We start from the raw sequence: 21,913 nt of genomic DNA, 5'->3' as shown, positions 1-21,913 counted from the left end.
CTTTATCCTCTTTTTAATCTCCTATGCTGCATCTTCTTCCATATTCCCCTTGCCATAGAACAAGTCTTCTCATTAACATGCAAATACTCGCCTAAAATACTATTATCTACAAGATCCAAAGCCTTCTCGATATTCTCTCCATTACGCACAATTTCATCTACCTGATATAATATTTCCTTAACCTTTTCAATTGGAACACAATCCAAAATAGGAACCAATACATTTCCTACTTCTCCCGGCAATATTTCTAATACCCCGCCACCATAACTACGTCCACAGATTTCCGTAAAAGCAAAAGAAATACTATTATAGTACGATAAAACTATTCTCTCTGGCTCAATATCATTATTAAATTTTATCCTATGCATAGTATCTGTAGAAACAGCATCGCAACAATTCAACACGAATTTGGGATATAGATTATTTCTACGAAGGAAAAAAGCATCTGGCACCCATACAGATGGTATTTGATACCATTTCTCTCTAATTTTACATTTATATCCCGTGTTATCACCATTCTTCTCGCCAAGTTCAATATATTTTTTTTGTCCTTGACTATATTTTTCTATTGGAGTATCTGGAAAATCAATCAAATAAGCCGCTTTTCCCTGATCAACATTTTTCTTCCAGTCCTCATATTTAAAGAAAACACTATGTGCATGAGAACTTCTTCCTATCAATGGTCGAACAACATTAGTTAAATCATATACTTCAACCATTTTTTTATTTACTGAAAAGTACTTATTATTTCCTGTTGTAATCCCCACATTAATAATACCGGTTTCAGACAGTGTTTGAAATCTATCATCATTTTTCAAATCTAAAATCAGTTGATTTTCTTGCTCTGTTGTAAAGTATTTTGTCCACTTTTCATGCACATGGCTAAGTTTCTGAAAACCATTCGCATATATATTAAGATTTTCTAAATCATCAAGGTTATTTAATTCTATGATCCTTATGCCTTTTTCTGAATCTCCTTTTTCTCCAATAAAAACTACCACTTCTTGTTCAATGCCAGGGAAAACCAATTCTTCAAATGTTAATAATGTTATTTTGGATAACTTGTTAGACAAAAACAATCTTAAATCTTCCGCATACGCAACCTGTAAAATTTCCGCTGGAATTACAAACGCAATTTTCCCATTATCACTCAACATATGAACGCAAGCAACCATGAATCCAACCCATGTGTTTATCAGCTTATTGGCTTTCATTCCATGGCTTGTTAATATTTCAGCCATTTCCATTCTTTGCTTTTCTTCAAGATATTGATAACGTATATACGGTGGATTTCCAAGTATCAAGTCATACTTATTTATATCCTTATATTTTTGATAAAACTCAAAAAAATCTCTATTCACAACAGATACATTTGGATTATTTTTTAGCTTCTCAGCCACTTTTTGGGCTTCATTTTTTTCGATTTCTATTGCAGTTACTTTTCTATTTTGAGTCAAGAACTGAGTTTCAACTAATGCATCTACAAACACCCCATCTCCGCAACTGGGTTCTAATATTGATTTAATAGATGCTTCCTTCTTAAAAAAATCCACCATTTTTTCTGCCAATTTTAGTGGTGTATAATAAGCACCTCTTAATTTCTGTTCTGTACTATCTTCTTTTAATATCATTCTCTCACCTAAAATTGCAAATTATAAATTTTTGTAATACTATCTTCAATTTGTTTGCTTAAATTTTTCTTTTCAGTTTCTATTACACTAATAGATGCTTTATCTTTTTTCTGTTCTAATGCAATATTCAACTCATTTATTTTCTTTGTTGAAATGAGCACTGATTCATATAACGCTTTTTGCTTTTCATCATCAAGATCTAATTCGACAAAAGGTATTTTCTTTAATAGGTACGTTCCTCTCGCTGTAAATCCCCCTTCAAAATCACTTCCCATAATTTGAAATAGTTTTTCTGTATATGGATGATTCAACCATGCTTGTATATACCTTAAATCATATTTTGAATCAGGCAGCTTTGCTATTGCACAATATCCCGCTGTACCACCAGAAGCAATGAGCATATCATTTTCATCATATGCATACATTGGTTCTTTACTTAAAATTCTAACAATTAACTTAGGAGTATTTACAAATGCAGTCAAAGCCTGTGTTCTTCCATATTGATACCAAGTATCGGCTGTTGCATTCTTTATGTCACGACCTTTTCCACCATTTAAACATTTAGGAACTAACAAGTCATAACAGTCCTGTAGGTATTGATATGTTCCAGGATACTCTTTTTTCATAATCTCAACGTTGATCAAGCTACCATCTGCATTATATGGAAAAATAATATGCTTATCCGTTTTTAACAATGAATATGTACCCATTCCTTTTTCATCAGCCTTAGTTGGTTTAAAGAAAGGCTTCAAAATACGCTTTTCTATATGGTATCTTTTTTCAAACTTATCAACAATTATTTCGTCTTCTTTTTCTGAAACAATTTCATCTTTACTAAACCAATATACCGGTTTAGGTCTTTCTGCACTTGTTTGTATTCCATTAAAAATATTTACTATTTCACCTAATGGTTTCCCATTTTCTTCTACCGTTGCAATCATTTTCATGAATTTAATATCTGCAGTTAATCTCCACGGATTTTCATCTAATAATTCATTCTTTATCCTAATACTTTCCTGTTCTTCTCCAGTCCACAGATCAATTAACGAAGTAACATTTGTATATTCCATCTGCTTACTGCTTTCTTTGCATAACGTAATTATGCAACTATAAATAGTCTTATCAGGGAAAAGTTGCATATCTCCAAAATCATCTAATTTAGATACATGTTTAGATATTATCCGACGCAGTTCTTGTCCTGCTCCTATTTTATAAAATTTATTCGGCACGATATAACACATTTGACCATTTTCTTTTAAAAGATTAAACGCTTCTTCAAGAAATAAAAAATATTTATCAAATTGTTTATATGCACTTTTATATTTCTTCTTATAAACTGCAAATTCTGCTTCTGTCTCTAAGGTATGAATATCTTCTGTTTTTACATATGGTGGATTACCAATAATAGCGTCAAATCTTGATCCGCTATTGATCATGCTCCATTCAAACGGTTTTATATTGCACAATGCCTCTATTGATATATCTTTTCCAGATATATCTTCTCTGCAAATCAATGAATTCCCATTTTTTATATTAGAACTTAAATCTGGTAAAATCGGAACGCATTCTTTCACAGATGCTGGTGTTTCATCTTCTATTAACTTTATTAATAAAGAAAATTTGCTAACTTCAACAGCATGAACATCAATATCTACGCCATAAATACATCTCGTTAAAATATCCTTTTTATCAGTTAATGGCAATTTCTTTTTTCCATTACTCAACTCTAATAAATGTTTTGAATCGTGCTGCATATACCATTCTGTACAATAATCAACCAAAAATTGATATGCCTCCTCTAAAAATATTCCCGATCCACAAGCGATATCTGCAATTTGAATATCTTTTATTTCTTCTGGCGTTTTTTTCTCACAAATTGGAGCTAATGTATTTTTTACCATATATTTTACAATTTCGACAGGTGTCGATACCACTGAACGATATTTATACTCTTTCTTCGCAGCCAATATTATATGGTCATCTCTTTCAACAAGACTTTCTGTAAGAAAACTCTCATATATTTTTCCTAAAATTCCTGGCTCAATAATGTTAAACATATATGGAGTCTTCGGATAATATAGTGAAAGAATCATATTAAAAATAATATCATTATTCAAATCAAAAATAATATTATCGCCCGCAAATAGCTTAGAATTATATTTTTTATCAACTTCTTTAAAAACTTTTGTTAATGCCCTCTGCAACTCTACTTTATTCCGTGCAGTTTCTTTTAAACTTTGATATAATGGCAGATTTCTGTCTTCACAAATTCGTAAAAAGATAATTTGATTTATAAATTCTTGCACTACATCATTCAAAACATCTGTATCTTTGTATGTATTATCTGTACGATACAAGTAATCACCAATTTCAAGTCTCCATTCATTAATTTGCTTTAAGAAGACTTCATCTACTTCTGTTGAATATCGTTCTTCGTTTGGAAATTTATCCTCAACATATTTATCATATTTTCCAGTATAAACACTTTCTCTTGAAATCAACTCATATATTTCTTCATACTTCTTTAAATATTCTAAATAGTGATATTTTCGATACAACGATACCGTCGCAGAATCTCCATCCTGTGGCTTATTTGTAACATCATAAATCATCATATCCTCAAAATTTGTTAATATGGACAATTTATGTTTTGCATTCCATCCATAACGTCTTGTCTGAATAGCCGGTTCTTGTTCTTCTTTTATATTTACTGCCGGTTTCTTGGCTTCTACAAAGATTTTTGATACACCATTTAAGGTTAATGTATAGTCTGGTCTATCTCCACTGTTTGAAAATTTTTCCACAACGACTTCTTTATATTGCGGAGACGTTCCTTTTTCATTATGTACATCCCAACCAAAGCTCTCTAATAATGGACTTATAAATTCATCTCTACAATCTTGTTCATTAAACTCTCTTGCATTTCTATAAAACTCCATATTTTTTTGATACTGGGCTATTAGTCTTGATAATCTTTCTTTATTATTCATATTTACATTCCCCACTTATCGTTAAAATTACAATGCACTTTTACCACTTTTTACCCACTCGTCTACTTCGGTTAATTTAAATTTCCATAATCTTCCAATTTTGTGCGCCGGTATATCTGTTTTTTTAATCCAATTTCTGATTGTATCTTTTGTCACACCCAAATATTCTGCAGTTTCCTCTAAACTACACCATTTATCTATTAAATCACTCATCTTATCCTCCAGGCCTATATATCTTGCATAATAAAACTATTCTTAGTTTAACTCATTTCCTCCCAAAAAGCAACCATATGTTCTATGATTTAATAGTATTTAATGGGAATTTAATGGGAAGGAATCTATTCCTTCCCTGACATCATTCTAGTTCATATATACAACATTCATTAGCACAATCTCCTCCGCACATGCCCGGATATTATTCATTTTCCCAACCCATACCATCTGATCCTGCATCTTCAGTTCTTCTGTCACTCCCTGCTTTTCTTTCATCTGCTCCACCAGTCTGTCCATCATCTGATTACACTCCTATCTTGCTCCCCGATCTTTGTTCTGACTACGGGTATGCGGTTTATTTTTCTGTTCATTCTGTATTTCTTGTTTCTTTTCTGCCAGCTTTGCTCTAATACCACGTGCTATTGGCTCTTTGCCAGTTTCTTTCTTCCATTTTTCTATTGCATTTCGATACTGGCTATACTCAGTTTGAGAAACCTTAAAATCTTTTAAAAATTCCTGTACACTTCCATATCCGATTTTCTGCACAATCATTGGAAGATAATCTTTCATATCTCTGATCTGACTTTTCAGTTCATCAATTTCTTTCTGCAATTCTTTTTTCTTTCTTCCTTTAAACCATCCCTTGACTTCTGACAGTTCTTTTTTCTTTGCAGAAAGCTGTTTTTGTTTCTGTTGAATTGCAGTATTTTGTTCGTCCAGTTCTTTCTTAACTTTGAAAAATTTCGGATACTTCGATGCAAGCCTCGTCATTTCTGGCTGCTTCGGTTCTGCCTTTTCTTCTTTTATCTTCACACTTTCTGGTACGATATTTTCTGCAATCCTCTCTGTTTGCTCAGGTTCCGTTGTTCCTGCCTGTGCCACGTTTGTCTGTTCCGATACTTCCCTGGGTTTCTTAAACAGCACACTTGCTATTAAAAACTCCAATGCCTCAACAGCCACTGTTACAACTCTGGAAAATAATCGTAGTCTGTTTCCACGACGGGCAATTGATTTCCTGATTGGCTCCGTGATTTCTTTCCGCTTCACTTCCATTATCTTCGGTTCTGGCACTCCACTAATCAATGCCATATCAACAGCTCTGTTCCATTCCCAGCGTTTTTGGTTATCCTCTTCTATTTCCTGTGCCTTCGGATTGTTCTTTCCAATTTTCTTTGTTGCAAGATACACGCCACCACGCTCAAATACCTGTAGTTTCTGTTTCTCGTCCTGCACATAAATATTGATTAAATCTGTATAAGAATGCTTTACCTCATCCAGAAATGAATTGCTCTTGAAGCGTTCATCTTTCGCAGTAAACAGCTTCTTCTCATAGACTTCTCCTTTCTTCACAACACTGCAGCCTTCTCGGATCTCGCCATCTTCTCCTAATACTTCTCTCTTGGTTCGGACATGTTTTCCATGTTCATCATAAAACATATTTCTACTGGCAATCTTAATGATTGGTTCATCCAATAACTTCCGTTCTGCAAATATCAAATGAATGTGATAATTAGTCTTTCTTTTATTGTGGTGCAAAGCAGCAATACACTCTGTTCCATAATTCTGTTTAAAATGATTTGTAAAAAGTTGCAACAATCTGTCTGGCTGATATTCTGTAAAACTCTCTGGCAAAGCAATAATCAATTCTCTTGCCTCAATACATTTTCCTTCTGTCCCGTTTTTTACAAATTCTTCCTGATTACATTTTGCAAGTTCCCGCCAAAATTTCCGTTCTGTGGTTTCATAAACTGCATAGAGGTTTTCCTGTTTTGCATGACTGGATATATAAGTGATTCTGCCTTTTACATTGCTTAGTTTTGTCATTTGAATAAATGAATTTCTTCCGATAGGCACTCCCTCCTTGTCTTCGGCAAAATAAATTCTGCCATATCATTTGTGAGCGGATGCATCGGCATCCGTTTACGAACTATCCGCCTGTCGGCGGAACAGCTCCCGGCAGGGCGAAATATCCTGAGTACAAATCTTTAATTTGTGCGATGGGTGTATTTCGCTCTCAAACGCCGAGGGCTTTGTGAGATGCTTCTTACATCTACCACAACTTGGCTTTCGCTTTTCATTTTGGGCGTATCCGCCCTCTTTTTCTGCCCGTATCCGGGCTTATTTTTTTCACTAACAACAAACCGACTATTACTCTTCCTTTCTGCTTTATTCCGGTATCCTTACCCGTACATACTCCAGATCTCCACAATATGGTGTTCCAACCAAATACCATTCTCTCGCCAGATTCATTTCCATTCGTGTCTTTACCCACTGATCATCAACTAGAACTTCCAGACATTCTCCGCAGTGAAATCCTGGATCAATCCATAAGTCTGATGACAATAATCCATATCTTTTGTTATAACTGTTGTAACCTAATCTTCCTTCTCTCATGGTGTCATTCTCCCTTCATTTATCATTTCTGCAGGGACGCCCTGAATCAGGACTCCCTTTTTAAAAGTTTTTTCCTCGCCAATCAACTACCGGCTACACCTTACAAACCTTCTCTTTGTCTGCTATTTACAGGTGCGTGGCACGCTCCTGTCATAAGGTCATCAAGCAGAATCTTTACCAACGAAAGTTCTCATGCATTCCACACTTATCCAAATACTCTTGTCTTGCCTTTTCCCGTTCTTCCTCGGTTGGTGCTGTTTTGAATGTTGTATATAACTGACGTTTTACCATACTGTCTAATTTTTCCATCAATGCTTTTTCTATCTCCGGCAGATATTCCTCATTCCCAGCAAGATGGTACTGGAACAATGCCAGTAATAAATCTTTTGGTATCTGCACCTGTGATTTTCTTTCCATGTTTCTCCTTTCCGTGACGGTCGTGACGATAGTGACGATATTTTCACTACCGACACGCTATATAAAATACCGTCACAACCGTCACATATCGTCACGCTTGTTTTCCAACAAAGGCTAATCTGATCTTTCTTCCATCATGTCCTCGTTCCGCTTTATACTGGATTCCATATTCCAAAATCAGACGTTCCAAGCTGACATTTAATTTTCGTGATAATGCGTTCGGCTGCATTTCCACCTGCAATACTTCCACAAGCTCTGTTGCTGTTCCTACCCACTCTGGCGTAGTTTCTGTTACAAGTTCTTTGATTTTTTCCAACACTGGATCTTCTGGTTCTTTCCAAAGTTCTGTTTCTGTCTTGGTAAGTTCCCAGACACATCTCTCCCGATTAAAGTTCAACCACAGTTTCTGGTCCTGCTGGTCACGCCCTGCCACTTCCAGAACTGCCTTATTATCTGTCCGTTTTTCTTTCTGCATGACGAATGCTCCATCCGCAGCTCCAAGCAATCCATTCGTACCTGAAATCATATCGAAACTATCTGAAGATTCCATTTTCCTTGTATGATGCACAACCAGAAAACAGATGCCATATTTATCACTGAATGCTTTCAGCTTTGTTACAATCTCATAATCGCTGGCATAACTGAATTTATCTCCACCGACCTCTCGAACCTTCTGAAGAGTATCAATGATAATCAGTCTTGCATCTTTATGCTCTGTCACAAACGTTACAAGCTGCTTTTCCAGTCCGTCATTGAGTGATTTGGATTTTGTAGCAAAATAAAAATTCTCACTGCCTTCCATTCCAAACATCTGTGATAACCGTTTTTGCAATCTTGCATAATCATCTTCCAATGCCAGGTACAGAACCGTTCCCTGTCTGACTGAAAAGCTCCACAATGGAATTCCTTTACTGATGTGATACCCGATCTGTGCCATAAAGAATGATTTTCCAATTTTCGGCGAACCAACAAACAGGTAAGTTCCGTTATACAGAAGTCCATCTATAATCGGCAGTTTTGGTGGATATGCGGTGTCGTATAATTCCATCATGGAAACTGTTTCCAGATCATCTGGATTCTTTTTATTTGCTGATTTTGCTGTATTTTCCGCATTATTTGTGGCTTGCAGATTGCCCTTACCGGGCAAATCTGATATACTTTGGTTGGTTAATTTATTACTTAATGACTGTTCCACATCTGCGCCAACAGATGCAATCGGAGCAGTCATTTTTTCTTTTGCTGTCATTCATTTTCCCCTTTCAATCCATACAATGTCTCTGCGACCAATCTCAGGGTACTCAGCAACTCTTCGTTTTCCTCACTGCATTTTTCCAGATGTTTCAATTCTTCATAAATCTCTGCCATCTGATTTCGCAATGCTTTATACACTCTTGGATTTCCCTGTACCACAATTTGCCGATCAGTTAATCGTTTTGTGATATAGTCCTGCTTGCTAAGTCCTGACAATCGGACACATGCATCAATCTGCTCTGCTTCTTCCGGTGATACTCGGAATGCTACGATTTTGTTTCTCCATCTTCCTTTACTGTCCAGATTTTTCTCCATTTAATTTTTCCATCCTTTCAATATCCAACTGTTCTGCCATCTGTGTCTGCTCACTTGGAAACAGATGTGCATATCGGTAAGTGATATCAATGCTCTCATGTCCCATTCGATTTGCAATTGCTAATACCGTAAATCCCATATTGATCAATAACGATACATGGGAATGTCTCAAATCATGCACACGGATTCGCTTCACCCCAGACACCTTTGATCCTCTGTTCATTTCATGATGCAGATAAGATTTGGAAATTGTGAAAATTCTTTCGTCTTCCTTCAGACCGTAAAGCATTTCCATATAATCCTGCATCTCATCACATATAAATTGTGGCATCTTGATAAATCTGTTACTTTTAAATGTCTTTGGTGGGGTAATCACATCTTCCCGGTTTAATCTTTGATATGATTTGTTAATTCGCAGTGTATGCGTTGTAAAGTCAAAATCCGCTGGTGTCAGGGCAAGCAACTCTCCTTCACGGATACCACACCAGTAAAGCATTTCAAAAGCGTAGTAAGAAACTGGTTTATCCATCATCACATCTGCAAATTTCAAATACTCTTCTTTCGTCCAGAACAACATTTCCTTATATTCCTCTATTGCTATATTTCCAGCTTTCTGTGCCGGATTAGAAGGCAAATGATAAAAATCAACTGCATGATTGAAAATGGCACTTAACTGGCTGTGGATTTTCCGCAGATATGAAGCAGAATACCCTTTTCCATTCGCTCTCTTAAATGCAAGCAAATGATTCTGCCATGCAATCACATCTTTTGGTTCAATTTCTGCAATCTTTCTCTCCCCAAAGTATGGAAGAATTTTTGTTCTGGCAATATTATTCTTAGTTCCCCATGTGTTATCCCGGATTCGTTCCTTTTTATCTTCTACATAAATTTCATAAAAACTTGCGAAAGTCATATCCAGTTTTGCATCATGCTTTAACATTTGTTCGTGTTCCCACATCTGCGCTTCTCGCTTCGTAGGAAATCCTCGTTTTGAAGTCTGTTTCGTTTTCCCTGTCCAGTCGGTATACCGATAAACCACTCGCCACTTCCCAGTGACATTATCTTTGTAAATACTCATACAAATTCTCCTCTCTCTTACACTTCGCTGTAACATACTTTTTTGCGGAAATAATTGGTGTTTACTCTGCCAGCTACCGTAAGATAACCCAGCTTCTGTAATTCATCATTTAATTGTTTGACAATCTTATAAGCATAAGACTTGGAAACTCCCAGTTCCGCTGCAACTTCTTCTACTGTCATAAAAGTTCTGTTCGTCACATCGCATCTCTCCTCTCTATCTTAACGTAATTTGTTTAGGTTGTTGCATTTGCATGATACTAAACATTTTTATTTAAGTCAAGTAGTTTAACGCGAATATTAAATTTTTTTGTTTAAGTTCTTCTTGCTATCCCAAATTGCTCATGCTATACTGAACCTAAACAGAATTGTTTTATTTTCTATCACAATTAATTATGGCAACACGAATGACCACTATAAGGAGGCAAACAAAAATGGCAATCGGACAACGTATCAAATATTTTCGCAACCGCATAGGCATGACACAAAAGCAACTCGGAGAACAACTGGGATTCAAAGGAAAAACCTCAGATGTCCGCATGGCTCAGTATGAATCTGAAGCCAGAGTTCCTAAGATTGATCTTGTAAAACAAATGTCTCAGATCTTTGATATCAATACTCATGCCTTAACAGTGCCGGATATTGATACTCACATAGGTCTGATGCATACACTATTTGCACTGGAAGATATGTATGGTCTGAAGGTAAAAAATGTAGATGAACAACCTCATCTCTGCCTTGACTCTTCCATATCTGCTCCCGGCTCATCTGTCGATGAAATGCTTCGTGCATGGATGGAACAAGCTGCCAAACTGGAAAACGGTGAAATCAGCAAGGAAGAATATGATGAATGGAGATATAAGTACCCGGAACTGGATACTTACCAGAAACGTGCCAAGGTACCATCTCAAGAACTGAGTGATTACCTCGTAAAAGAATTGACTAAAAAAGAAAAATAAAAGGAGAAAATAGAAAAACCTTACCGATATTCAGTTTTTTACTTCTGAAAATCAGTAAGGTTTCTTTATATACGTTATGAAATAAAAATTTTATCTCTTGAATAATCACAAAATGTTGCCATTTTGTTGCCAATCACTAAGCAAATTTGCTTGTAACTCGCATAAATACTGGTATCTTATGATTGTGTGGATTACTCAAACTCAATCGTTCCAGGCGGTTTAGAAGTCAGATCGTAAAATACTCTGTTAACTCCCTTAACCTCATTAATAATTCTACTCATCACCTTATTCAGTACATCATAAGGAATTTCAGCAGCCTCAGCTGTCATGAAATCTACAGTTGTTACTGCTCTTAAAGCAACAGCATAATCGTATGTTCTCTCATCCCCCATAACTCCGACACTTCTCATGTTTGTCAGTGCTGCGAAATACTGGTTAATATTCTTGTCAAGTCCTGCGTTTGCAATCTCTTCTCTGTAGATGGCATCTGCATCCTGAACGATCTTAACTTTTTCTTCTGTTACTTCACCGATGATACGGATTCCAAGTCCAGGTCCAGGGAATGGCTGACGGAATACCAGTCTCTCCGGAATTCCAAGCTCCAATCCTGCCTTACGTACTTCGTCTTTGAACAGATCACGAAGAGGCTCAATGATATCTTTAAAATCTACATGCTCCGGAAGTCCACCTACATTGTGGTGAGATTTAATCACTCCGGATTCTCCACCGAGTCCGCTTTCTACAACGTCCGGATAAATGGTTCCCTGTGCGAGGAAGTCTACAGCACCAATCTTCTTGGCTTCTTCTTCGAAGATACGAATGAATTCTTCACCGATGATCTTACGTTTTGCTTCCGGTTCTGTTACTCCGGCTAGTTTATCGTAATATCTCTGCTGCGCATTTACACGGATAAAGTTCAGGTCGAACTGTCCATTTGGTCCGAATACACCTTCTACTTCATCACCTTCATCTTTACGGAGAAGACCATGATCGACAAATACACATGTCAACTGCTTTCCGATAGCTCTGGATAACAATCCTGCTGCCACTGAAGAATCTACTCCGCCTGACAGTGCAAGAAGTACTCTTCCGTCGCCAACTTTTTCGCGGATCTCCTGGATTGTATTCTCTACGAATGCATCCATCTTCCAGTCGCCTGCACATCCGCAGACACCTAATACGAAGTTTGATAACATCTTGGTTCCTTCTGCTGTGTGAAGTACTTCCGGATGATACTGGATTGCATATAATCCTGCTTCTGTATTCTCAGCTGCTGCAACCGGGCAGTCCGCTGTATGTGCTGTGATCTCGAATCCAGGTGCAATCTGTGAGATGTAATCAAAATGACTCATCCAGCAGATTGTCTTCTCTGATACACCTTCAAAAATCTTGGAATCTTTCTTATCTATCAGCACTTCTGTCTTACCATACTCACGTACCGGAGCCGATTCTACTTTTCCTCCAAGTACATGCGTCATAAGCTGCGCACCATAACATAATCCAAGAACCGGAATACCGAGTTCGAACAATTCTTTTTTATATGTCGGGGAATCTGCTTCATAACAGCTGTTTGGTCCGCCTGTCAGGATGATTCCCTTAGGATTCATAGCTTTGATCTTCTCAATATCTGTTTTGTATGAGTAGATCTCACAATATACATTGCATTCTCTGACACGTCTTGCTACCAGCTGATTGTACTGTCCACCAAAATCAATGACAATTACTAATTCTTTTTTCACAAGAATTTCCTCCTATTTGTTTTCTATATGGCTAATCTCTATTATAAAATAGAAGACTTGTTTTTACAAGAGACTTCTATCTTATACGATCGCCTTTTTCTTCCAGCTTCCTTTGAAATAACGGATCACAAAGCAGAGCGCACGGAATACCCAGTCAATGACCATCGCAACCCAGACACCAAATACACCCATGCCCAGATATTTCCCAAGCACGTAACTGAATCCGATCCGGAATATCCACATGGATATACTTGAAATATACATACACGCTTTCGCATCTCCCGCCGCACGGAATGTCGCAGGCAGACTGAATGCAATCGGCCAGATGAAGATCGCACCGATTCCGTGGAAATGTATGATATCTGCCGTCGTTCTTGCTGTAAGATCCGACAGATTATATGCCTTTAATATAACCGGCAATAATGAAAATATGAATAATACCATCGCTGTCATACTGACATAAGTAATAACCATTAATTTTTTATTATAATATCCTGCCTGTTCATAATCACCAGCACCCACACATCTTGAAATAACCGGTGTGATCGCCAGCGTAACTGCCATTCCCGGAAGGATCTGAAACAATGCGATCGCATTCGACACTGCATTCGCCGCAATCGCATAAGTTCCGAATGTCGATACAAGACTGAGTACGATGATCTTGCCAAGCTGGAACATACTGTTCTCCAGACCATTCGGCACACCAATGCTCAGAATCTTCTTAACCATCTCCCAATTGATCCGGTAATGCCATGTCCGTTCTATATGAAGTATCCGTTTCTCATCACACAACATCACAATTACAATAACCGCTGCCGTTATTCTGGACACCAGTGTCGGAATTGCGACACCTTCCGTACCCCGATGAAATCCATAGATCAGAATTGCATTTCCTCCTATATTAATAATATTCATAATGATCGATATCTGCATTGTCACTTTCGAATTCCCCATTGTACGGAAGATTGCCGCTCCTGCGTTATACAATGCCAGGAATGGAATCGATGCCGCCACGATCAACAAATAAACGTCTGCATGATGCATTACATCCTGATTAATCTTGCCGAATACCGTATGCAGGATAAATGATTTTCCTAAATATACAAGTACCGTAATACCGATTGCACATATAGTAATAAACCATACCATCTGAGTTGCCGATTTACAGGCCTCCTCTTTTCTATCCTGTCCCAGAAACTGTCCTGCGACTACTGCACCTCCGGTCGCCAGTGCGGCAAATGCATTAATCAAAAGTACCATTATCTGATCCACCAACGATACTCCCGACACCGCCGCCTCGCCGACGCTTGCGATCATAATGGAATCTGCCATTCCTACCATGACCGCCAGGAGCTGCTCAACCACCAGTGGCAGGATCAGCGCCAGCAGAGCTTTGTTGTCAAAGAAATATGCCTGCTGTTTCTCTTTTTTACTCTTTCCCATTTTCTTCTCCTGTAATGTTTATATGCCGAAAAAATTCCCCAACGTATATTCTTATTATACGCTGAGGATTCTTCTCATACAATATCCAGTTACTGCAGAAGTAAACTTATGCAGCTACAAATTTATCCAGTTCTTTCCAAAGATTTTCGCATTCTTCTTCATATACTTTCAGTTCTATTTTATGGTCAAATCCAAGATTCATAAGACCTAACAGGGACTTTGCATCTACAATATATCTGCCCCGTTTCATATCCATGTCAAAAGGATATTTTTCAACAATCTTTACAAAATCTATTACATCATCTGGATTCGAAAAAATAACACTTTTCGTACTCATTATTGGTCCCTCCTTTTTTCTTATTGGAAATATCTTAACATTCTCCCGTATTTCTACAAGGGGGAAATATTTAAAAAAGGATGACTTTTTTTGACTGAATTTGTGTTTTTTTAACGTTTTTTTAATCTAACTGTTCCTTTTTCGGTATTCGAGAGGCAGCATTCCAGTCTCTTCTTTGAATACACGGCTCATATATTTAGGGTCTGTATAACCCACCATTTCAGCAATCTTCGTCAGTTTCCAGTTTGTAACCGTCAAAAGTTTTTTTACGTGTTCAAGCCTGTACCCTCGGATCGTCTCGGTAAATGTCCGTCCTGTTTCTTTTCGGAACTGAGTACTTAAGTACTCCTCTGTCACATGCAGTTTTTCTGCAATTTCTTCCAACGTAATTCCCTGATTATAATACTCCCGGATATTCTCCAGTGCCTTTTGCACCAGAAGACTTATATTATTGTGGCATTCTTCTTTGCTTGTCAGATATTCGAAGAATTCATCTGCTTTTTCTTCTACGTCCGTCCATCCATTGGCTCTCGATATTCCCTGAAGAAAGGCCTGTCCTTTTCTCTGCGCCTGTAGTGCCCCTGCTTCTGCCGCCATCTGGATCAGGACCAATGCGATATGTGTACATCCTTCCTTTGCCTCCTGTGGTGTACATGGAAGTTCCCTGCAATATGCCTGATACCTGGAAAATATCTCTTTAAAACGCTTCAAATCCTTATTCATCAGTGCTTCTTTGGCTTCTATTTCAAGGTGCAGCGGATACTTATATGAATGCAGCTTAATTTCCTGTATCTTTTCCTTACAGATTAAGGTTCCCTTCTTCAGAATCAGATTCCATTCTGCCGCATGATCTAGTTCTCTGACCGCTTCATGCATATTTTCAAATCCATCACTGACCGCCCAGGTACATATCACCCTTCCACGTGTAATATTACAGATCATCGGAACAATTGTCTGTTCCAGATACCGATACGTCTCCTGTTCATTTCCCATATGATAAAAAAGAACCACAAAGCTCTGACGTCCACGCATCTCTATTGCATACGCACAGAAATCCTGTTTCTGATTAAAAATCTCCAGTTCTTTCAGAATCTGCTTCATCTGTTCTTTATATTTCTCATAATTTGAGCTCATGCCGATTCCCAGAACGCCAATCCTTTCGTCCGGTGCGATTCCATAACCTTCTTTTATGAGTTCTTTTATCTGCAGGTCATCTTTCAGCTTTCCTGCCATCGCATTCGGGAAAATGTAATCCAGATTCAGTATGTGTTTCCACTTCTTCTCGCTTTCCAGCTCTCTTCTCAATCTTCTTATTACATTACGGACTTCATAAGTTTTCAATGGTTTGACCAGAAAGTCAACGGCACCAAGCTCCATTGCACGTTTTGCATACAGAAATTCTGGACAAGAACTTGTAATCACAATTTTGCAGGATATCTTTCTTTTCTGCAGGGCTTCGATCATCTCGAATCCATCCATCTCCGGCATCCGGATGTCTGTAAATATCACGTCCGGACCAGCTTTTTCCCGGACCAGCTTTTCCACCAGCGCAAGCCCTCTGGCTCCATTGGCTGCACTTCCTATGATCTCTATATCTGATTCTTCCTGCTCCAAACATTGTAACAGTTCATCTCTATACAATTCATTGTCTTCTACGACAACTATCCTCATAAGGAAATACCTCCTTCCAGATTATATCTTACTCTATCCCAGATGATACGCATCCAGTGTCTTCGCCAGATATCTGACTGTCTTATCCACCGCCTCGTCTACCGTCGGCTTGTCCCTGTCACTTCGCATGATTGCAAGCATTCCCCGATAGATCAGCACACTCATTTCATTCAGTTCTTTGATCTCCTGCTCAGATATCTCATAATTTCTTTCTCTGATCACATCTCTTAGCAGATCTTCGTTGCGTTTGAAGAAATCTCCTTCTTTCAAAAATCCTTCGTAATCTTCTGTCTTTTCTTCCTTTTCATTTGGATAAATCTCATAATATCTCCGGAAAACCTCATTCAGGTTCTGTGTCCCTTCCGGACTGAAGAATAAGAAGTTATAGATTCTCGGTCTCTGGAACGAATGTCTGCAAAAGCAGCGCCACTGTCCCAGATACCACTCCTGAAAATCCTTTCCCTCGGCCTTGTGTATCAACGTTTCCTGCATATATTCATCCAGACATTTTACACTTGCAAATAATTCCAGTTCATCCAGATTAGAGAAATAATGATACAGCGTTGCACTGTTGTATTTTGCCTGTTCTGCAACCTTCCTGATCGTCAGATTCTCAATTCCTTCTTTTTCCATTAATTCAATTGTCGCATTGATGAAATACGACATAATCCTTTTTCTCTTTTCCTGTCTGTTTCCTCCAACTGTTGCCACAGTCTGCTGTCCTCCTTCATTCTCTTCCTTAATTTTAACTTTTTGCAATTTTTAACAACATTTCATACATCCGATTTATTTATCTCTTCTATTAATATATCCATTTTTATATTAGCATTTCAATAAAATTTTTTCAATTCACAATAATTATGCATAATTTATTTTTATTATCTACTATCATTTTATCTTATATGCACAATTTGTAAACAATGATTGACTTTCATTTAATTATATAGTATCTTATTACTATGCGTTTTATATAAGCTGGGAAACTTGGATAAAATACGTGTATAAAATATTGGAGGTTTTTTATGGGAAACAAAAGAACAAAAAAATCCATCAGTCTTGAAGGATTCGTCTTTCTGGCAATCTTTTTAGGAATTTTCGGTGGTATGGGTATGAAAATGGGCGGTGTCAATATGCTGAACACATTGATGAACACCGGCTACCAGCTGCTTCTTGAGACAGTCTTCTATATTATGGCAATCGCAGTTCTTGCCGGAGCCATTTCAGGACTGTTCTCAGAATTCGGTGTCATTTCGATGGTGAATAAATTACTGTCACCGCTGATGAAGCCACTTTATAATCTGCCGGGTGCCGCAGCACTCGGTGTAATCACTACTTATCTGTCCGACAATCCGGCAATCCTGGGACTTGCTGAAGATAAGAATTTCCGTAAATATTTCAAGAAATTCCAGCTTCCGGCTTTAACGAACCTTGGAACATCTTTCGGAATGGGACTGATTGTAAGTACATTCATGATCGGTCTGAAGTTAAAAGGTGGACACGCCGGAACTGCTGTACTGGTCGGTAACTTTTCCGCTATAATCGGCAGTATCATCAGTGTCCGCATCATGCTTCATTTCACCAAGAAAGAATATGGAACCGAAGAATACTGCATACAGTTCGAAGAACACGAAGACATGGATGCCATCATGAATACCCGCGAGATCCGTGACGGAGGCATCGGCGGACGTGCCATCGAGGCACTTCTTGAGGGTGGTAAAAACGGTGTGGATGTCGGCCTTGCCATCATCCCGGGCGTTATCACCATCTGTACACTGGTCATGATGCTGACCAACGGCGCATCTGCAGACGGAACTTACACCGGTGCCGCTTATGAAGGAATCGCTTTCCTTCCATGGCTTGGAAAGAAGCTTGAATTCATCTTATCACCGCTTTTTGGATTCACAGATGCATCCGGAATCTCCGTTCCGATCACGGCACTCGGTGCTGCCGGTGCCGCAATCGGACTAGTACCGCACATGGCAGAAGCCGGAACCGTCCTCGCCAATGACGTAGCCGTATTCACTGCAATGTGCATGTGCTGGAGCGGATACCTCAGCACACATGTGGCTATGATGTCTTCACTTAAAGTGAACAAGCTAACCGGAAAGGCAATTTTAAGCCACACGATCGGTGGACTCTGCGCCGGGGTCGCCGCCAACTGGATCTTTAAACTGGTGATGTTGTTCTTATGATTATGAAGGCTGTGTTTTTACAATTCGAGACATCATAATTCTTGGAAATAATTAGTTGTATAAAAACTCCGCAAGGATATTCGAATGAATCGTCTATATATGATGCTTCTCCAGAATATCTGTGCGGAGTTTTTTGTTCTGTTGTTATCTTTTATCCCATGAAATCGACTCGTTGATGTCCGAAATTATAAGAGCTTTTTGTTCTGTTACTCTCTTTATCCTGCATGCCGATGCTGATGTAGATATTTTTCCCGAGTGGCAAGTCCGCCACGAATGTGGCGTTCCTGCTTGTTCACATCAAGAACTTTACGGACGCTCTGCGCCAGGGTTGGGTTGATCTGCTCCAGGCGGTCGGTGCAGTCTTTATGTTTGGTCGTCACAATTTAGAACGGTTTCATTTTCTTCAATTAATACAGACTCATCTAACCCAAGATCTCCAAGCAAGCGTAAATAAATATCTACATTTCCATCCTTATCTACTTCTATCTTCTGAATCAATCGCTTTAACTGCTGATTGGTCATCTGGTGTACATCAGTAATGTCTTCAATTTCTTTAAATGTATTATTTAAAATATTCTCTAACTGTTCCCCTTTGGTTAAATGATAAGATACCATCTTGAGTTCATTTTCTATTCGTTCCATTTCCTGGCGAGAACCACCAATCTTCTCATTCAACTCTTCACGAGAAATCAAATCATCCGTATACATATCCATATATTTTTGTCTGGTCTTTTGCAATTTAGCAAGTTCTGCATTTAATTCTTTTTCGTACTCTACATTTTCATCTTTAGCTTTATATACACGCTGAAACTCATTTACCACATGAGCAATCACTTTTTTCTTTTGTTTCAATACATTTGTAAAATATTCCTGCAGAACTTCAATGAGTTCTTCCTCATCCACAACCGTTTTATTGGGGCAGCTATCTACGCCCCGGCCATTTCGCCCCGAGCATACCCACCGTACATACGTGTTCTTATAAGTACGAACCGTTCTACGGAAGGACCAGCCACATTCTTTACATTTGATCAATGTCGAAAACAGATGCTTATTACTCTGCCGTTCGTGACTAAGATTAAATGCATCATGTCTGCCTCTTAAAATCTCCTGTGCTTTTTCAAATGTCTCATCTTCTATGATTCGAAGTTCCGGCCGCTCCACTACCATCCATTCTGTCTCGTCCTTATCTCTTCTCTGACCTGTTAGGAAATCACTGACTTCTTGCTTGCCATTGATAATTTTTCCAGTATATATTTCATTTGTCAAAATACGGCAAGTTGCATTCTGACTCCATTTGCAATTTCGTTTTGTCTTATAACCTTTTTCATTTAGCATATTGGCAATCTTAGCAGCACCGTAACCTTCTTCTGTGTACCACTTGTAAATCTGCTGTACAACTTTAGATTCTTCTTTATTGATTGCAAGATTAAAATAATCTCCGATTGTTTTGTCGTATCCATATACAATATTCGGAACTCGTCCTTTTTCTGCGTTCATCTTCTTTCCAAATTTTACACGCTTGGAAGTATTGGCACTTTCTTCCTGTGCTAGAGCTCCAAAGATGGTAAGTACAAATTCGCTGTTTCCCATGCTGGTCATATTTGCGGTTAAGAACTGCGTTTCGATTCCCAATGATTTTAGCTTACGGACATTTTGTAAAAGATCTACAGTATTTCTTGCAAAACGAGAGATGTCTTTTACAACAACCATATCAAATAATCCCTGCTCTGCATCAGCCATCATGCGAAGAAATTCTTTACGATTTTTAATTTTAGTTCCGGAAATGCCTTCATCTGCATATACTCTTACTAAAGTGTCCCCTGTGCGTTTTGTGTATTCTGAGAAAAATTCCTTTTGGGCTTCCAGACTGTTGAGCTGATCGGCTTTGTCGGTGGAGACTCGACAATAGGCTGCAATGTTCATAGTATCACCTCTCTGTTATAGCTGTATCGTTCTGTTACATCTTTTATTATATATCCAAAAAAGAATTTGTAAACAAAAAAAGGAAGTAGATCACCCCTTTCATTAATAAGTGTTCTACTTTCTTCAACACATACTTTATTATTCTTTCCAAATAAATTTCTTGGGCAAGCCATACTTTTCCACTAATTCATCATTTGTAGAAATCATTTTCTCATGAAAATCTTCCATTCCGCTTGCTGCCTCCAATGTTTTCAGTTCGCGCATAGAAGAATTATAAAAAATTGAAGGATTTACTTTTTCTCCTGTCAAATCATATCTAATACACGATGCTAACAAAGGCATTGAATAGAAATAATATTTATACGATTCTAAATCTCCTTTACCATTTTCAAGTTTCATTTGAATACTATTATAGGAATCAAAAAATAGATTTACAAGTTCAGTAGAACCATACGCCGCAATCTTCCCTTTAATGTTCTCTAACTCTTCCGAATGCATTTGCATATAATTAGGATAATTACTATCTATTTTTATAAGTTCATCAGCTTCACCATTAGCATCGGCAACTAAATAGAATACTGCTTTACTTCCATGACTTGATAAAGTCATATATTCACTCATCAAATCATCTGCCAATTCTAACCTATTAGAAAATCGTTGTTCTTTGAGAGTTGAATTAATTTGTGCAAACCCCAAATATACACCAATGACCGTACATATTGCAGTTATAAACATTATAATTAGTTCTATCAGATTTTTTGATTTTTCGATCTTATCTATCACATTCTTTAATTTCACTGTTTTCTCCTTCTGTATTCCCTATTCATATTTTCAACAACTACGCAATTGCTCGTTCAAAAATTCATTTCCCATTTCATCTTCCCATTTCGAAATCACCTTAAACTTAGGAGCTGATTGCATATGTATTACAACACATTCTTCAAAGCTATTTCCTGGTTCAAGATATTCAAATGGCATCTTGTCTTTCATAATAATGACACTATATTCTTTAGGAATAGAAACCTCAACATTATATGCTGTTTCATTACCTGAATTCCACACTTTCAATCTATAACTTCCTTTTGAAATCTTAATAACTCTTGCTTCTATATTAGCTTTTTTCTCCTTATTTTCTTCTGCTTGAATCTTTTCTAATTCACGTTTCTTTAATGCCAATTCATATTCCTTTAATTTTTCTTCCACTTCTGATAACTGAACTTGTACCTTCATCGTATCATTAGAACGTTTCAATGCAATAAGTGAGACAATAAAAGCCGCTATCGGCATAACGTACAATGCTACGCCTTTTACAACTTCTATTACAATATTAAAACAATTCACAATTTCCTCGTTCATCTAAG

Annotated in this window: 20 protein-coding genes and 2 pseudogenes; 2 read left to right on the top strand and 20 right to left on the bottom strand. The window is 37.7% G+C overall.

What is annotated here, in order from left to right:
- Positions 1 to 2: 2 nt before the first annotated feature.
- The 11 genes and pseudogenes from OCV72_RS12680 to OCV72_RS12630 form a co-directional block, all read right to left on the bottom strand.
- A complete protein-coding gene (locus OCV72_RS12680; RefSeq protein ID WP_055284205.1) occupies positions 3 to 1,631 on the bottom strand; it encodes an Eco57I restriction-modification methylase domain-containing protein in 1,629 nt (542 codons plus the stop codon).
- Positions 1,632 to 1,639: 8 nt separating this feature from the next.
- Positions 1,640 to 4,621, bottom strand: a complete 2,982-nt coding sequence (locus tag OCV72_RS12675; protein ID WP_055284204.1) for an Eco57I restriction-modification methylase domain-containing protein — start codon at positions 4,619 to 4,621, stop codon at positions 1,640 to 1,642.
- 27 nt (positions 4,622 to 4,648) lie between these two features.
- Positions 4,649 to 4,834 carry a helix-turn-helix domain-containing protein gene (locus tag OCV72_RS12670; protein ID WP_055284203.1) on the bottom strand — a complete coding sequence of 62 codons (186 nt, stop codon included), beginning with the start codon at positions 4,832 to 4,834 and terminating at the stop codon, positions 4,649 to 4,651.
- A gap of 147 nt (positions 4,835 to 4,981) precedes the next feature.
- Positions 4,982 to 5,146: pseudogene (locus tag OCV72_RS12665) on the bottom strand (TnpV protein); the annotation flags it as partial.
- On the bottom strand, positions 5,147 to 6,688 hold the full coding sequence (locus OCV72_RS12660; protein WP_330376604.1) for a MobA/MobL family protein: 1,542 nt from the start codon (positions 6,686 to 6,688) through the stop codon (positions 5,147 to 5,149). It abuts the pseudogene before it with no gap.
- Between the two features lie 312 nt (positions 6,689 to 7,000).
- On the bottom strand, positions 7,001 to 7,228 hold the full coding sequence (locus OCV72_RS12655) for a DUF5348 domain-containing protein (RefSeq protein ID WP_055284202.1): 228 nt from the start codon (positions 7,226 to 7,228) through the stop codon (positions 7,001 to 7,003).
- 174 nt (positions 7,229 to 7,402) lie between these two features.
- On the bottom strand, positions 7,403 to 7,645 hold the full coding sequence (locus OCV72_RS12650; RefSeq protein WP_055284201.1) for a hypothetical protein: 243 nt from the start codon (positions 7,643 to 7,645) through the stop codon (positions 7,403 to 7,405).
- Positions 7,646 to 7,736: 91 nt separating this feature from the next.
- The gene (locus tag OCV72_RS12645; RefSeq protein WP_055284200.1) at positions 7,737 to 8,891 is read right to left on the bottom strand and encodes an AAA family ATPase; all 1,155 of its coding nucleotides are present in this window, start codon (positions 8,889 to 8,891) and stop codon (positions 7,737 to 7,739) included.
- Positions 8,888 to 9,211 (bottom strand): plasmid mobilization protein, encoded by a 324-nt coding sequence (locus OCV72_RS12640; RefSeq protein ID WP_055284199.1) that lies wholly within the window; start codon positions 9,209 to 9,211, stop codon positions 8,888 to 8,890. Before OCV72_RS12640 ends, OCV72_RS12645 begins: the two co-directional genes overlap by 4 nt.
- Positions 9,189 to 10,289: a site-specific integrase gene (locus OCV72_RS12635; protein WP_055284198.1), complete on the bottom strand. Its 1,101-nt coding sequence runs from the start codon at positions 10,287 to 10,289 to the stop codon at positions 9,189 to 9,191. Before OCV72_RS12635 ends, OCV72_RS12640 begins: the two co-directional genes overlap by 23 nt.
- Positions 10,290 to 10,306: 17 nt before the next feature.
- The gene (locus tag OCV72_RS12630; protein ID WP_026650251.1) at positions 10,307 to 10,489 is read right to left on the bottom strand and encodes a helix-turn-helix domain-containing protein; all 183 of its coding nucleotides are present in this window, start codon (positions 10,487 to 10,489) and stop codon (positions 10,307 to 10,309) included.
- A gap of 233 nt (positions 10,490 to 10,722) precedes the next feature.
- On the opposite strand from OCV72_RS12630, the gene OCV72_RS12625 reads away from it, so the two are divergent.
- Positions 10,723 to 11,247, top strand: coding sequence for a helix-turn-helix domain-containing protein (locus OCV72_RS12625; RefSeq protein ID WP_055284197.1), 525 nt, complete (start codon positions 10,723 to 10,725; stop codon positions 11,245 to 11,247).
- Positions 11,248 to 11,438: 191 nt separating this feature from the next.
- Here the strand turns inward: OCV72_RS12625 and guaA are convergent, their stop codons facing one another.
- The 5 genes from guaA to OCV72_RS12600 form a co-directional block, all read right to left on the bottom strand.
- On the bottom strand, positions 11,439 to 12,986 hold the full coding sequence (guaA, locus tag OCV72_RS12620) for a glutamine-hydrolyzing GMP synthase (protein ID WP_028087786.1): 1,548 nt from the start codon (positions 12,984 to 12,986) through the stop codon (positions 11,439 to 11,441).
- A gap of 81 nt (positions 12,987 to 13,067) precedes the next feature.
- Positions 13,068 to 14,429 carry an MATE family efflux transporter gene (locus OCV72_RS12615; RefSeq protein ID WP_055284196.1) on the bottom strand — a complete coding sequence of 454 codons (1,362 nt, stop codon included), beginning with the start codon at positions 14,427 to 14,429 and terminating at the stop codon, positions 13,068 to 13,070.
- Positions 14,430 to 14,535: 106 nt separating this feature from the next.
- Positions 14,536 to 14,766, bottom strand: a complete 231-nt coding sequence (locus OCV72_RS12610; RefSeq protein ID WP_028087784.1) for an HPr family phosphocarrier protein — start codon at positions 14,764 to 14,766, stop codon at positions 14,536 to 14,538.
- A gap of 126 nt (positions 14,767 to 14,892) precedes the next feature.
- Positions 14,893 to 16,437, bottom strand: coding sequence for a response regulator transcription factor (locus tag OCV72_RS12605; protein WP_055284195.1), 1,545 nt, complete (start codon positions 16,435 to 16,437; stop codon positions 14,893 to 14,895).
- Positions 16,438 to 16,470: 33 nt separating this feature from the next.
- The gene (locus OCV72_RS12600) at positions 16,471 to 17,148 is read right to left on the bottom strand and encodes a TetR/AcrR family transcriptional regulator (RefSeq protein ID WP_022415452.1); all 678 of its coding nucleotides are present in this window, start codon (positions 17,146 to 17,148) and stop codon (positions 16,471 to 16,473) included.
- Positions 17,149 to 17,459: 311 nt separating this feature from the next.
- Between OCV72_RS12600 and OCV72_RS12595 the strand changes: the two genes are divergently transcribed.
- Positions 17,460 to 18,629, top strand: a complete 1,170-nt coding sequence (locus tag OCV72_RS12595) for a CD0519/CD1768 family membrane protein (protein ID WP_055181723.1) — start codon at positions 17,460 to 17,462, stop codon at positions 18,627 to 18,629.
- Positions 18,630 to 18,844: 215 nt separating this feature from the next.
- On the opposite strand, the pseudogene OCV72_RS12590 reads toward OCV72_RS12595, so the two are convergent.
- From OCV72_RS12590 to OCV72_RS12575, 4 genes and pseudogenes are all read right to left on the bottom strand, one after another.
- Positions 18,845 to 19,006: pseudogene (locus OCV72_RS12590) on the bottom strand (sporulation transcriptional regulator SpoIIID); the annotation flags it as partial.
- Positions 18,993 to 20,552, bottom strand: coding sequence for a recombinase family protein (locus OCV72_RS12585; protein ID WP_055284194.1), 1,560 nt, complete (start codon positions 20,550 to 20,552; stop codon positions 18,993 to 18,995). The gene OCV72_RS12585 and the pseudogene OCV72_RS12590, both read right to left, overlap by 14 nt.
- Before the next feature lie 138 nt (positions 20,553 to 20,690).
- A complete protein-coding gene (locus OCV72_RS12580) occupies positions 20,691 to 21,350 on the bottom strand; it encodes a hypothetical protein (RefSeq protein WP_055284193.1) in 660 nt (219 codons plus the stop codon).
- 33 nt (positions 21,351 to 21,383) lie between these two features.
- Complete coding sequence (locus OCV72_RS12575; RefSeq protein ID WP_055284192.1) at positions 21,384 to 21,908, bottom strand: hypothetical protein; 525 nt, start codon at positions 21,906 to 21,908, stop codon at positions 21,384 to 21,386.
- Between the last annotated feature and the right edge of the window lie 5 nt (positions 21,909 to 21,913).

The sequence above is a fragment of the Dorea amylophila genome, from assembly GCF_025567265.1.
GTDB lineage: Bacteria > Bacillota > Clostridia > Lachnospirales > Lachnospiraceae > Dorea_A > Dorea_A amylophila.
This window is presented reverse-complemented; position numbering and strand designations above follow the sequence as displayed.